General features: G+C 59.6%; 13 protein-coding genes. 3 read left to right on the top strand and 10 right to left on the bottom strand.

Annotated features, from left to right (window positions below; genetic code table 11):
- Window positions 1–3: 3 nt before the first annotated feature.
- Both B723_RS06150 and B723_RS06145 read right to left on the bottom strand, forming a co-directional pair.
- Entirely contained in the window at window positions 4–369 is a 366-nt protein-coding gene (locus B723_RS06150; RefSeq protein WP_017335874.1) for a response regulator, read from the bottom strand.
- A 70-nt stretch (window positions 370–439) separates the two neighbouring features.
- Window positions 440–1,126 (bottom strand): Crp/Fnr family transcriptional regulator, encoded by a 687-nt coding sequence (locus B723_RS06145; protein ID WP_017335873.1) that lies wholly within the window; start codon window positions 1,124–1,126, stop codon window positions 440–442.
- An 84-nt stretch (window positions 1,127–1,210) separates the two neighbouring features.
- Between B723_RS06145 and B723_RS06140 the strand changes: the two genes are divergently transcribed.
- Entirely contained in the window at window positions 1,211–1,729 is a 519-nt protein-coding gene (locus tag B723_RS06140) for a DUF962 domain-containing protein (RefSeq protein WP_017335872.1), read from the top strand.
- A 101-nt stretch (window positions 1,730–1,830) separates the two neighbouring features.
- Here B723_RS06140 and B723_RS06135 read toward each other — a convergent pair whose 3' ends face one another.
- The 6 genes from B723_RS06135 to dibA all read right to left on the bottom strand — a co-directional run bounded on the left by B723_RS06135 (window position 1,831) and on the right by dibA (window position 8,079).
- Entirely contained in the window at window positions 1,831–2,820 is a 990-nt protein-coding gene (locus B723_RS06135; protein ID WP_017335871.1) for a sulfate/molybdate ABC transporter ATP-binding protein, read from the bottom strand.
- Window positions 2,821–2,823: 3 nt separating this feature from the next.
- Complete coding sequence (gene cysW, locus B723_RS06130) at window positions 2,824–3,696, bottom strand: sulfate ABC transporter permease subunit CysW (RefSeq protein ID WP_017335870.1); 873 nt, start codon at window positions 3,694–3,696, stop codon at window positions 2,824–2,826.
- 13 nt (window positions 3,697–3,709) lie between these two features.
- On the bottom strand, window positions 3,710–4,528 hold the full coding sequence (gene cysT, locus B723_RS06125; protein ID WP_017335869.1) for a sulfate ABC transporter permease subunit CysT: 819 nt from the start codon (window positions 4,526–4,528) through the stop codon (window positions 3,710–3,712).
- 70 nt (window positions 4,529–4,598) lie between these two features.
- Window positions 4,599–5,612 carry a sulfate ABC transporter substrate-binding protein gene (locus B723_RS06120; protein ID WP_017335868.1) on the bottom strand — a complete coding sequence of 338 codons (1,014 nt, stop codon included), beginning with the start codon at window positions 5,610–5,612 and terminating at the stop codon, window positions 4,599–4,601.
- A 68-nt stretch (window positions 5,613–5,680) separates the two neighbouring features.
- The gene (gene oscA / locus B723_RS06115) at window positions 5,681–5,863 is read right to left on the bottom strand and encodes a sulfur starvation response protein OscA (protein WP_007945260.1); all 183 of its coding nucleotides are present in this window, start codon (window positions 5,861–5,863) and stop codon (window positions 5,681–5,683) included.
- A gap of 296 nt (window positions 5,864–6,159) precedes the next feature.
- A complete protein-coding gene (gene dibA / locus B723_RS06110; protein WP_017335867.1) occupies window positions 6,160–8,079 on the bottom strand; it encodes a phosphodiesterase DibA in 1,920 nt (639 codons plus the stop codon).
- 148 nt (window positions 8,080–8,227) lie between these two features.
- Here dibA and desA point away from each other — a divergent pair, with 148 nt between their 5' ends.
- Both desA and B723_RS06100 read left to right on the top strand, forming a co-directional pair.
- Window positions 8,228–9,412, top strand: a complete 1,185-nt coding sequence (gene desA / locus B723_RS06105; RefSeq protein ID WP_017335866.1) for a delta-9 fatty acid desaturase DesA — start codon at window positions 8,228–8,230, stop codon at window positions 9,410–9,412.
- Window positions 9,413–9,659: 247 nt separating this feature from the next.
- On the top strand, window positions 9,660–10,649 hold the full coding sequence (locus B723_RS06100; RefSeq protein ID WP_017335865.1) for a GGDEF domain-containing protein: 990 nt from the start codon (window positions 9,660–9,662) through the stop codon (window positions 10,647–10,649).
- Window positions 10,650–10,741: 92 nt separating this feature from the next.
- On the opposite strand, the gene B723_RS06095 is transcribed toward B723_RS06100, so the two are convergent.
- Together B723_RS06095 and gabT are read right to left on the bottom strand one after the other, a co-directional pair.
- Window positions 10,742–11,956: a response regulator gene (locus tag B723_RS06095; protein ID WP_017335864.1), complete on the bottom strand. Its 1,215-nt coding sequence runs from the start codon at window positions 11,954–11,956 to the stop codon at window positions 10,742–10,744.
- A 123-nt stretch (window positions 11,957–12,079) separates the two neighbouring features.
- Window positions 12,080–13,357, bottom strand: a complete 1,278-nt coding sequence (gene gabT, locus B723_RS06090; protein WP_017335863.1) for a 4-aminobutyrate--2-oxoglutarate transaminase — start codon at window positions 13,355–13,357, stop codon at window positions 12,080–12,082.
- Between the last annotated feature and the right edge of the window lie 16 nt (window positions 13,358–13,373).

Here is a 13,373-nt window from a genome sequence, read left to right as displayed (position 1 = left end):
TCCCTAACGCCCCCGATCCCGCCTTAACAACTTGCGCACCCGCGCCACCAGTTCGCTCACCGTAAACGGCTTGAGCAAATAATCGTCCTCATGCAGCTCCAACCCGCGCAAGCGATCCTCGATGCCATCCTTGGTGGTGAGGAACAGCACCGGCGTCTCACCGAGCTTGCGGATCTGTTGCAGCAACTGCCAGCCGTTGAGCCCCGGCAACATGACGTCGAGGATGATCAACGTGTATTCGCCGGACTCGATGAAGCGGCGGCCTTCCATGCCGTTGAGCGCCACATCCACCGAGTAACTCGCCTCGCTCAGGCCGTTGGCCAGGAGTTTGGCGGTCTCCGGTTCGTCTTCCACTAACAGCACACGCATGGCACACCTCGATTGTCGTCGTCACAGGCTAGGCGCGTTCGCGGACAAAGCCCACCAATAACGCCGTGTTTCAAAAAATCGCCAACGCCCGCAACCGCTCGGCATCCAGAATTTCGATCTCGCCGTACTTCAAATTCAGAATCCCCTGGCCTTGTAACTCCTTGAGGAGCTGATTGGTGGTCTGGCGTGACAGCGACAACATTGAAGCCAGTTGTTCCTGCGGCAGTTGCAACACCCGTCGTGGCGGGTCGATTTCGCCGTAGCCCTTGGCGATCATCAGCAAACGATGCGCCAACCGTGCAGGCGCCGGCATCAGGCTCAGCTGTTCGAGGTTGATGAAGGTCAGGCGCAGTTTCTGGCTCATCAGCAATGCCAGTTGCCGCCAGTACACCGGTTGCTCATCCAGCATGGCCAGCAGCGCCGTTTGCGGGATGTGCAACAGGATGCACTGACCCAGACCAAACGCATCGTGGGTGCGCGGCTGACCGTCGAACAGACAGATTTCACCGAACCAGTGCGGCGACTCCACCAGGCTCAGCAGTGCCTCCTTACCTTGCTCGCTCACCGCGCCGATGCGCACCGCACCTTCGAGCACGGCGTACAGGCCACACGGCGGATCACCGCGCTGGAACAGCCGCTGCCCCGATGACAGGCGCCGCACCTTGGCCGCAGCCAGCAGACTATCCTGTAAGGGAGCAGGTAAATGGCTGAACCATTGCCCCGTCATCAGGCGCGAACGCCAAACCTGCATGTCCATCAAAACTCCTGGAGATTGTCGCCTGGCTGACAGAGCGAGAGGTGAACCCGGGGCATGATCAATCACCCTACAGGAGGAATAACAATGAAAAGCCTCGTTGACCATCTCAGTCAATACGCCGCTTACCACCGTGACCCGCGCAATATCGCCAGCCACTTTATCGGTATTCCGCTGATTGTCGTGGCCGTGGCGGTGTTGCTCTCCCGTCCACAATGGGCCGGAGGCTGGCTTTCACCGGCGGTGTTGGTGGCGCTGGCGTCGGCCTGGTTCTACCTGCGCCTGGAAGTGCGTCTTGGCGCGTTGATGACGGTGTTGCTCAGTCTATGCATTTGGGCAGGTCAGGTGCTGGCACAGCAAAGCACGCTGGTGTGGCTGGCGAGCGGTGTCGGGATGTTCGTGATCGGTTGGGCGATTCAGTTTGTCGGGCATCATTACGAAGGACGCAAACCGGCGTTTGTCGATGATGTGACGGGGCTGATTGTCGGGCCGTTGTTTGTGGTGGTTGAGCTGGCGTTTTTGTTGGGGATGCGACGGGATCTGAAAGAGCAGATCGAGGCGCGGGTTGGGGGTGTGCGGATAAATCCGAATCGCGCTGCTGCGTAGATCGCTTTCGCGAGCAAGCCCACATTAAGTCTGCGTCGAGCACAAATTATGTGTACGACATCAACTAAATGTGGAGCGGGCTTGCTCGCGAAGCTTTTGCTTTAGATGTTGGCGACTTTCTGCCAGACCTTCGGTTTGAAGAACAAGGTTTCGCCCTTCGCCAAGCCGATCAGGCTGTCGTGATCCTTCACCACTTCCGCTTCGATCAGTTCGCTCTGGCCTTCAACCTTCAACGTCACCCGGGTCGTCGCGCCCAGCGGACGGATATCGCGCACCTCGGCAGCGTGGTGATCATCCAGCTCATGCCGCGACAGCGAAACTTCGTGCGGACGGAACAGCACGTGGTTGTCTTCGCCCAGATGCAGACGGTTGGAATCACCGAGGAAGTGATAAACGAAATCGCTGGCCGGGTTCTCGTAGACGTCGCCCGGTGAGCCGATCTGCTCGATCACGCCTTTGTTCATCACCACGATGCGGTCGGCGACTTCCATCGCTTCTTCCTGGTCGTGGGTCACGAACACCGAGGTCAGGTTGATGTCCTCGTGCAAGCGCGCGAGCCAGCGGCGCAGTTCTTTACGCACCTTGGCGTCGAGTGCGCCGAAGGGTTCGTCGAGCAGCAGGACTTTCGGCTCTACCGCCAAGGCACGAGCCAGCGCGATACGCTGACGTTGACCACCGGAGAGTTGTTCCGGGTAGCGATCCGACAGCCAATCCAGTTGCACCATGTTCAGCAACTCATGGACTTTCACCGCGATCTGGCTTTCCGTCGGACGCTGGTTTTTCGGTTTCATGCGCAGGCCGAACGCGACGTTGTCGAACACCGTCATGTGGCGGAACAACGCGTAGTGCTGGAACACGAAACCGACGTTGCGATCACGCACATCGTGGCCGGAAACGTCCTCACCGTGGAACACGATGCTGCCCTGATCCGGGGTTTCCAGACCGGCGATGATCCGCAGCAGCGTGGTCTTGCCGCAACCCGACGGGCCAAGCAGCGCCACGAGTTCGCCGCTTTGAATGTCCAGGCTGATGTCATTGAGCGCCTTGAACGCATTGAAATTCTTGCTGACGTTACGCACTTCGATCGACATGAATTATTCCTCCGCGGCGCTGGCGCGCAGACGGTTAATACGGTTTTCGCTCCACTGCTTGGCCAGCAGGATGAAGAGCGCCAGGATCAGCAACAGGCTCGCCACGGCGAACGCGGCCACGTGGTTGTATTCGTTGTAGAGGATCTCGACGTGCAGCGGCAAGGTGTTGGTCACCCCGCGAATGTGCCCGGAAACCACCGACACCGCCCCGAATTCACCCATCGCCCGCGCCGTGCACAGCACCACGCCGTAGATCAGGCCCCATTTGATATTGGGAACGGTGACGTGCCAGAACATCTGCCAGCCATTGGCGCCGAGAAGGCGCGCGGCCTCTTCTTCCTGAGTGCCTTGTTCCTGCATCAGCGGGATCAGCTCGCGGGCCACGAAGGGCACGGTGACGAAAATCGTCGCCAGCACGATGCCCGGCAAGGCGAAGACGATCTGAATGTCGTGATCCTGCAGCCACGGGCCGAAAAAACCCTGCGCGCCGAACATCAGCACGTAGACCAGACCGGCGATGACCGGCGACACCGAGAACGGCAAGTCGATCAGGGTCACCAGCATGCTCTTGCCACGGAACGAGTACTTGCTCACGCACCACGCGGCGCTGACACCGAACACCAGGTTCAGCGGCACCGAAATCAGCACGGCGATCACCGTGAGCTTCAATGCGGACAAGGCATCCGGTTCGAAGATCGCGGTGAAGAACGCGCCCAGGCCGTTCTTCAGCCCTTGGGACACGACGATAAACAGCGGCAACACCAAAAACAGGATGAAGACCAGCCAGCACAGGCCGATCAGGATTCGCCGCGACGTGGCACTGCCACGGCGGGCAGCGTTGGCCGAAGAGGCGGCCGCAATAGACGATTGGGACATGGTTCGCGCCTCCTTATGGGGTTTCGATGCGGCGTTGCAGCAAGTTGATCAGCAGCAACAGGACGAAGGAAACCACCAGCATCAGTACACCAATGGAGGTAGCGCCGGTGTAATCGTACTGGTCGAGCTTGACCATGATCAGCAGCGGCAGGATCTCGGTTTTCATCGGCATGTTGCCGGCGATGAATATCACCGAGCCGTACTCGCCGACCCCGCGGGCAAAGGCCAATGCGAAACCGGTCAACCAGGCGGGCAGCAGCGCGGGCACCAGGATATGACGGAAAACCTGCAACGGTTTTGCACCAAGGCACGCCGCCGCCTCTTCCACTTCACGGGGGATATCGGCCAGTACTGGCTGTACCGTACGTACTACGAATGGAAGGGTTACAAAAGTCAGCGCCAGCGTGATGCCGAGGGGGGTATACGCGATCTTGAAGCCAAGGTCCGCCGCGAACTGACCCACCAGCCCGGTCGGGGCGTACAACGCGGTCAGCGCGATACCGGCCACGGCCGTGGGCAATGCGAAGGGCAGATCGATCATCGCATCGATGATCTTGCGACCGGGGAAGGTGTAGCGCACCAGCACCCAGGCCAGCAGCGTGCCGATGATGCCGTTGATGATCGCGGCAAAGAGCGCGGTGCCGAAGCTCAGCTTCAACGCCGCCCACACGCGGGGCGCCGAGATGATTGCCCAGAACTGATCCCAGGTGAGTTGGGCGGCATGCACGAACATCGCCGCCAGTGGAATGAGCACAATCAGGCTGAGGTACACCAAGGTGTAGCCCAGCGTCAGCCCGAAGCCGGGTATGACGGGGGAGATACGACGCGACATAAAAGTCCTTGGTTGAGAACGCGCAAAACCCCGACGGTCAAATCGGGGCTCGTTTATGACCTACAGCAGATTACTGCGCCTGGTAGATCTGGTCGAACACGCCACCGTCATTGAAGAATTTCGGCTGCGCGGTTTTCCAGCCGCCGAAGTCCTTGTCGATGGTCACCAGCTCCAGTTTCGGGAACTGCTGGGCGTACTTCGCGGCGACATCCTTGTCACGTGGACGATAGAAGTTTTTCGCCGCGATTTCCTGACCGGCCGGGCTGTACAGGTGCTTGAGGTACGCTTCGGCGATCTGTTCGTTGCCTTTCTTCTCGGCATTCTTGTCGACGACGGCGACTGGCGGCTCGGCAAGGATCGACAGCGAAGGCACGACGATGTCGAACTTGTCGGCGCCACCGTCTTCTTTCAGGGCCAGGAAGGCTTCGTTTTCCCAGGCCAGCAACACGTCACCCTGACCGTTGTTGACGAAGGTGATGGTCGAACCGCGAGCACCGGTGTCCAGCACTGGCACGTGCTTGAACAGGGTTTGTACGTATTCCTTGGCTTTGGCCTCGTCGCCGCCGCTGGCTTTCAGACCATAGGCCCAGGCCGCGAGGAAATTCCAGCGAGCGCCGCCGGAGGTTTTCGGGTTCGGGGTGATGACCGACACGTCGTTCTTGACCAGGTCGCCCCAGTCCTTGATGCCTTTAGGGTTGCCCTTGCGCACCAGGAACACGATGGTCGAGGTGTACGGCGTGCTCGCTTCCGGCAAACGCTTCTGCCAGTCCGCCGGCAGGGTCTTGCCGAGCTTGGCGATTTCATCGATGTCACCGGCCAGGGCCAGGGTTACCACGTCGGCGCGCAGGCCGTCGATCACCGCACGGCCCTGCTTGCCCGAACCACCGTGGGACTGCTGGATTTTCACAGTGTCACCGGCGTGATCCTTCTGCCAGAACTTCACGAACTCTGCGTTGTAATCCTGATACAGCTCACGCGTCGGGTCGTAAGACACATTGAGCAGCTCGTAATCCTTGGCAACCGCGGAACCCGCAAAAAGGGCACTGGCCAGGGCGGCCAAAGCGAAATGACGAATCGACGACATGGTGAAAGCTCCTGGAATTCGGGGTGTGTTGGCTTTTTTATGGTTGCGGGAATCGGGTTGCCGGTTGTTCAGCTCGGTTTGTTGCTCGGGTTCTGCAAACGAAATTTTTCCTTGCGTTCGATCTGGACCACCTGAGCGTTGTGTACGGTGATTTCCACGGCGCCGAACCGCAGATCGCGCAGGGCGCTCTGGATCTCGCGCAAGATGGTGGCTTCGTCTTGACCGTCAACGCTACGCAGGGATGCGCTCATGGTGCTGCTCCTTCGACTGAGAGGTCGCCTGGCAATGTCCGGCACTGCTTGCGGCGTGAGACCAATAGTAGATAGGTGCAGATATTCTTAAAAAGACTATTTAAGAATGTTTATATAACCAGAAAAACAAACCGTCAGTGCGAGGGTTTGTGCAGAACTACGATTTTTCGAACCCGGCAAAATCCTTGTGGCGAGGGGACTTGTCCCCGTTCGGCTGCGCAGCAGACGCAAAAAAATGGGCCGCTGCGCGACCCAACGGGGACGAGTCCCCTCGCCACAAAAAGCAGGCCGCGTACTTAGCTGATAATTGGTGAGTGCATCCAGTCCAACTGCTCGGCCGGCACCGGCCGTCCAAACCAGTAGCCTTGCCCCAGATCGCAACTCTGTTCAAGAAGGAAACTCGCCTGCTCGACCTGCTCGATGCCTTCGGCATGCACCTGCATCCCCATGCTTTGCGCCAGCGCGATGATCACTCGCACGATCGCCACGTCATCCTCATCCCACGGCAAACCGGCGACAAAACCCTGATCGATCTTGAGCTTCTGCACCGGCAGACGCTTGAGCCGCAGCAGCGACGAATAGCCTGTACCGAAATCATCGATGGCCAGCCGCACACCCAGCTCGCGCAGTCGATGCATCTGCTCCAGCGCCACTTCCGGGTCTTCCATCACCGCGCTCTCAGTGACTTCCAGTTCCAGATACGCCGGATCCAGCCCGGTTTCGTGCAGCACCTTCGCCACTTGCTGGAAGAGCTCACGACGAGCGAACAATCGAGACGAGACGTTCACTGCGACAAACGACAACGCCACACCTGCCTGCTGCCACAAGCACATTTGCTGACAAGCCTGGCGCATCACCCAGGTATCGATTTCTGCGATCAACCCGGTGCGTTCGGCGATGGGAATGAATTCAGCCGGCGACACCAGTCCGCGCTTCGGATGCTCCCAGCGCACCAGCGCCTCGACGCCAACCAGGCGGCGGGTCCTGAAGTCGTGAACCGGCTGGTAATAAACGCGCAACTCCTGCCGTTCCAGCGCCTGGCGCAGCTCTACAGCAGTCTCGACCCTATTCTGGGCATGGGCTGTCAGCTCCTCGGTATAAAGGGCGTAGCCATCGCGACCGGCGCTTTTGGCCTTGAACAGCGCCGAGTCGGCGTTACGCAATAGCTGTTCAGCGCTCAAGGCATCGCCGGGGAACAGGCTGATACCGATGCTGGTATTGATGAACAGTTGATGCTCGCCAATCAGGAACGGCTCTTTGAGACCATCGATGATCCGCTGCGCCAGCGCAGCGGCCTGCATCAACTGCGGACAGCTTTCGGCGAGCACTGCGAACTCATCCCCCCCCAGTCGCGCCAACGTGATCTCCGGGCCAAGCAAGGCCTGCAATCGCTCGGCCACGGCCTTGAGCAACTGGTCGCCGACCGTGTGTCCAAGGCTGTCGTTGATCATCTTGAAATGATCCAGATCAATCATCAGCAACGCACAGCCACGCTTGTGCAGTTGCGCCGACGTCAGTGCCTGCTCGGTACGGTCAGTGAACAGCATCCGGTTAGGCAAGTCCGTCAACGGGTCGTGATGAGCCAGATGCTTGAGTTCATGTTCGGAGTTCTTGATCGCGCTGATATCGGAAAACACGGCGACGTAATGACTGAGCTGGCCCTGGTCGTCGTGAATCAGGCGGATCGTCTGCCATTGCGGGTAGATTTCGCCGCTCTTGCGGCGGTTCCAGATTTCACCGCTCCATTCACCGCAACTGTTCAGTGTCGCGAACATCGCCTGGTAGAAAGCCGCCGGGTGACGGCCTGACTTGAACAGGCTGGGTTGGTGGCCCAGGACTTCTTCATCCGAATAACCGGTGATTTCCATGAACGCCCGGTTTACGTGGACGATCACCCCCTTGCTATTGGTGACCAGCACGCCTTCGCGGGTGCAATCGAATACGGCGGCGGCCTGACGCAAACGCTCACGATCTTCATGGCGCTCACGCAAGGTGGCGCCGAAGCCCAGGCAACGGAGCAATCGCGCTCGAGCGATAAAAATCAACCCGGTGCTGAGTAAGACCCAAGCGTAACCGTTGATCAGTTGCCACCGCAGTAGCTCGTTGGAGCTATCGAAGAAGCTGTTCAATAAATAACCACTGAACTGCAGCCAGACTACGGATAGCAACAGGTAAAGCAGCGCTGCACGCAAAGCGTCGCGATAGGTGGCAGACATTCGGCCGTCCATGTCCCTACAAAAAGGATTCGAATTATAGGTTAAAGAAACATCCGGCCACTCTTATCTGAAAGGGCGACTGGTTTTATCTGTGGGCTTAGTGATAATGCAACGGCTGTTTTTTTCTTTTTCGAGGGCCCTATAGCCTATGTGGTACGAAGGTTTTCTCGGCTTGTCGCCCTGGTCACTGGTGGCAGTCACCCTGCTGATGACCCACGTCACGATTATCGGCGTCACGGTCTATCTGCATCGTTATTCAGCCCATCGCTCCCTTGAGCTCAATGCTGGCCTGAAACATTTCTTCCGCTTCTGGCTGTGGCTGACCACGGCGCAGAACACCCGCGAGTGGACCGCCATCCACCGCAAGCATCACGCCAAATGCGAAACCGTCGATGACCCGCACAGCCCGGTCATCAAGGGCTTGTCCACCGTTCTGCGCAAAGGTGCCGAGCTGTACCGCGCCGAAGCGGAAAACCCCGAGACCCTGCGCATCTACGGCAAGAACTGCCCCGAAGACTGGATCGAACGCAACCTCTACAGCCGTTTCCCGCTGCTGGGCGTTGCAATCATGGGCGTCATCGACCTGCTGCTGTTCGGCACCATCGGTATCACCATCTGGGCCATCCAGATGATGTGGATCCCAATCTGGGCCGCTGGCGTGGTCAATGGCCTGGGCCATGCCATCGGCTACCGCAACTTCGAATGCCGCGATGCGGCGACCAACCTGGTGCCCTGGGGCATCCTGATCGGTGGCGAAGAACTGCATAACAACCATCACACCTACCCTAACTCGGCAAAACTGTCGGTGAAGAAGTGGGAGTTCGACCTCGGCTGGGCGTGGATCCAGGTCTTCAGCTTCCTGCGTCTGGCCAAGGTTCAGCGGGTTGCACCGATTGCCCACCGGGTCGAAGGCAAAGGCAGCCTGGACATGGACACCGCCATGGCCATCCTCAACAACCGCTTCCAGATCATGGCCCAGTACCGCAAACTGGTGATCGCACCGCTGGTCAAACAGGAACTGGAAAAGGTCGATCACTCGGTCCGTCACCAGTTCCATCGGGCCAAACGCCTGCTCTCCCGGGAAACCAGCCTGCTCGATGACAAGCACCACGTACGCATCCAGACCATGCTCGAGCACAGCCAGGCGCTGAAGGTAATTTACGAGAAACGACTGGCCTTGCAGCAGATCTGGGTCAAGACCAGCTCAAATGGTCACGACATGCTGGCCGCCATCAAGGATTGGGTACACGAAGCCGAAGCCAGCGGGATTCAATCCCTGCGCGACTTTGCCGATCAGTTGAAAACCTACTCCCTGCGCCCTGCCGCTGTCTGACCCTGCTGAGGGGCTTTCTGTGGCGAGGGAGCTTGCTCCCGCTCGGCTGCGCAGCAGACGCAAAACCTGACGACGCGTTTTAACCAAAAAAACGCGTCGCCAATACCGCCCGGCGGGAGCAGGCCCCCTCGCCACCCAGGGCGGGAACTAAGCTCCAAATCCCCTATCTCAAAGACACTTCGCCACTACTGCGGGCTTTGTTGCGACCGCTGTCCAATACGCGGCACGCCCTTTGAGATTTGTGTCGATGGTCACCAAGAACCTCCAAGACTCATCCCTACCCCAGTGGCCCGAGGCCGCACAAACCCTGATGGCGCTGATGCACGCCCAAGGCGAAGTCGCACGCCTGAGCGAACGCGAACAGCTATTCAGTTCCCTGCTGGTAAGCGTGAACGCGGTGCTTTGGGCATTCAACTGGGAAACCCGCCAGGTGCTCTACGTCAGCCCTGCCTATGAGCGGATCTTCGGTCGTTCCGCAGGTCTGTTACTGTCCGACTCCAACCAGTGGCGCGACAGCATCTACCCCGACGATCTGGAGTACGCCGAGCGCAGCCTCGCCGAAGTGCTGGAAAAAGGCGCTGTCGAAGACCGCGAGTACCGCATCATCGCCGCCGATGGCCAAGTGCGCTGGCTCAGTGACAAGTGCTTCATCAACCGTCAGGCCGAACCGGGCCAGCCAGTGATCATCGTCGGCATTGCCGAAGACATCACCGACAAGAAACAGATGGAAAGCGAGCTGCATCGCCTGGCCACTACCGACGTTTTGACCAAGAGCAGCAATCGCCGGCATTTCTTCGACTGTGCCCACCGCGAATTCGAACTGGCTCGCCAACAGGGCGCACCGCTGGCGTTTCTGCTGCTGGACATCGATGACTTCAAGGTGATCAACGACACCTACGGCCACCCGGAAGGCGACAACGTACTGCAACACATTGCCGAGACCGGTCGCGAGGCGTTGCGTCGCGGTGATGTGTTCGGACGAATCGGCGGTGAGGAATTTGCCGCGGTGTTTCCCGGCTGCGCGCCAGACATGGCCATGCAAGTGGCCGAGCGTCTGCAACGGGAGATTCAGCGATTGACCTTCAGCCATGATCAGCAGACGTTCGGCATCACCGTCAGCCAGGGCTTGACCAGCCTGACCGCCGAGGATGAAAGCATCGAGAGCCTGTTTGCCCGGGCGGACGCGGCGATGTATGAAGCGAAGCGCCAGGGCAAGAACCGGATCATCTCTGGCTGACAGCCCTAACACCAATCCCCCTGTGGAGCGGGCTTGTGTGGCGAGGGAGCTTGCTCCCTCGCCACACAAGCCCGCTTCTACAAGCGATCGGCTTATTTTTTGCGCAGCCGCATCAATTCCGGCAACCCGATCTTCAGCAACCGCGCCGTCCGGCTCTTGGCCAGCACCTCAATGCCCTCATGCTCGCCCAGACGTGCCATCTGCGCCGCCATGTTCATCACCAGCGCCTCGCGGGAATAAACCCCGCCACCGAGCTGGTACACCGCCGCAATCAGCTCTCGCAGTTCCAGAGGCAAGCGCCAGCGGGTCCGCAGCGCGGAACCGTAAGCCGCGCCGAATTCGGCGATGGCATCACCCACCTCCTCCCATTCATCCAGCTCACCGCCGGCCTGCTTCCATTCCTGCAGACAGCGAAGCAGCGCCAGATCACCCAGGCGATGCAACATCCCGGCGCAATAGCACCGGTCCTGATCCAGGTCCAGCAAACGCGCCAGTGTTCGGGCGTATTCGGCGGTGTGCAGCGACAGTTCCCAATAACGCTCGGCATAGTCCGCCAACAACGGATCGCTAAGCCGTGCACTGCGCTTGAGCGCCAACCCCAGAATCAGGTTCATGCTCTGCCCGGTGCCCAGTCGCTGCAACGCCTGGGACAGGGTTTGTACGGCGACGCCATGATGCTGGGCGGCGCTGTTGGCGGCGGCGATCAGGACGGCGGTAATCTGCGGATCGGTACGGATTTCATCTTCCAGCCGCATCAGATCGAGGCCACTGGGGTTGAGGCTGCGTTCGACCGCCAGCTGTACATCCGTCATCAGCGGCGCGCCGTCGGCCTGCTCACGTCGACGCTCGAGAAACACCGATAACGTCATGCCCGGCGCCAAAGCCGGTACATCGCAGAACACTTCTTCTCCAGCATTGAGCAGCAAACCTTGCAGACGCTGGGTCAGGCTCTCCATGTTCAACGGTTTGGCCAGGTACGCGGTGGGCGCATACGGCAAGGCTTCGCGCACGCTGGCACCATCATTACGGTTGCTCATCAGGATGAAAGGCAGCGGCGGATTGCGTTTGCGTTGACGAACGCTGCGCAAGACATTCAAGCCATCCACGCCGGGCAGTTCCCAGTCGACAATCACCAGGTCGTAAACGTTTTCCGCCAGTCGCGTCAGCGCGTCGTGGCCATCGGCGCACAGATCCAGGCGCGCATCACAGCGCACATTCAGCAGCACTTGCTTGAGCAGATCCCGCGACCAGGGATCGGCCTCGGCAATCAACACTCGGGGTATAGCGGGCAAATCAACGGCCGTCATGCAACAAGCTCCCTCTCAATGCTTGTACCTTAGTCAATGCGGGGCATTCCAAACAGCGCAGTGTGTAATACAGACAAAAAAACCCGCCGAAGCGGGTTTTTTGTCGATCAGCTCACCAATCGATCAGAGCTCCGAGAAGCACTCTTCGATGATTGCCAGACCTTTGTCCAGTTGCTCGTCCGGCGCAGTCAGCGGTACCAGGACGCGCAGAACGTTGCCGTAGGTGCCGCAAGACAGCAGGATCAGGCCCTTTTCGCGAGCCTTGGCCACAACGGCGGCTACCGCTGGAGCGTTCGGCTTGTGGCTGTCGCCATCAACGAACAGCTCGACCGCGATCATCGCACCCAGGGCACGGACTTCGCCGATCACCGGGTACTTGGCCTGGATGGCCTTGAGGCCAGTGACCAGACGCTCGCCGACAGCCTTGCAGCGGTCCAGCAGGTGTTCTTCCTCGAACACTTCCATCACGGCCAGGGCCGCGGCGCAAGCGATCGGGCTACCGGCGTAGGTGCCGCCCAGGCCGCCTGGAGCGATGGCGTCCATGTATTCGGCCTTGCCGCACACACCGGCCAGCGGGAAGCCGCCTGCGATGGATTTGGCGAAGGTGGTCAGGTCGGCAGCGACGCCCATCTGTTCCATGGCGAAGAAAGTGCCGGTACGGCCAGCGCCGGTCTGCACTTCGTCAGCGATCAACAGAATACCGTGCTGGTCGCACAGAGCGCGCAGGCGCTTCATGAACTCTTTAGGCGCGACGTAGAAACCGCCTTCGCCCTGAACCGGCTCGATGATGATGGCAGCGATGTCACGCGGCTCGGCGTCGTTCTTGAAGATGCGTTCGATGCTGGCGATCGAATCGTCGATGCTCACACCGTGCAGTTCGTTCGGGTACAGCGCGCGGAAGATGCCGCCTGGCATCAGGCCCATGCCGGCCGAGTAAGGCACGACTTTACCGGTCAGGCCCAGGGTCATCATGGTGCGACCGTGGTAAGCGCCGGTGAACGCGATCACGCCGGCACGGCCAGTAGCGGCACGGGCGATTTTCACGGCGTTTTCCACGGCTTCGGAACCGGTGGTGACCAGCAGGGTTTTCTTGGCGAAATCACCTGGCACCTTGGCGTTGATTTTTTCGCACAGTTCCACGTACGGCTCGTAGGCCAGGACCTGGAAGCAAGTGTGAGTGAGCTTGTTCAGCTGTGCAGTCACGGCCGCGATGACTTTCGGGTGCAGGTGACCGGTGTTCAGCACGGCGATACCGCCGGCGAAGTCGATGAACTCGCGACCTTCAACGTCGGTCACGGTGGCGTTCTTCGCGTGGTCGGCGAAGATCGGGTGAATCTGGCCAACACCGCGCGGTACAGCGGCTTCGCGGCGTTTCATCAAAGAAGCGTTAGTCTTGCTCATAAAGTCCTCATTCACC

The sequence above is a fragment of the Pseudomonas fluorescens NCIMB 11764 genome, from assembly GCF_000293885.2.
In the GTDB taxonomy this organism is placed as follows: domain Bacteria; phylum Pseudomonadota; class Gammaproteobacteria; order Pseudomonadales; family Pseudomonadaceae; genus Aquipseudomonas; species Aquipseudomonas fluorescens_B.
This window is presented reverse-complemented; position numbering and strand designations above follow the sequence as displayed.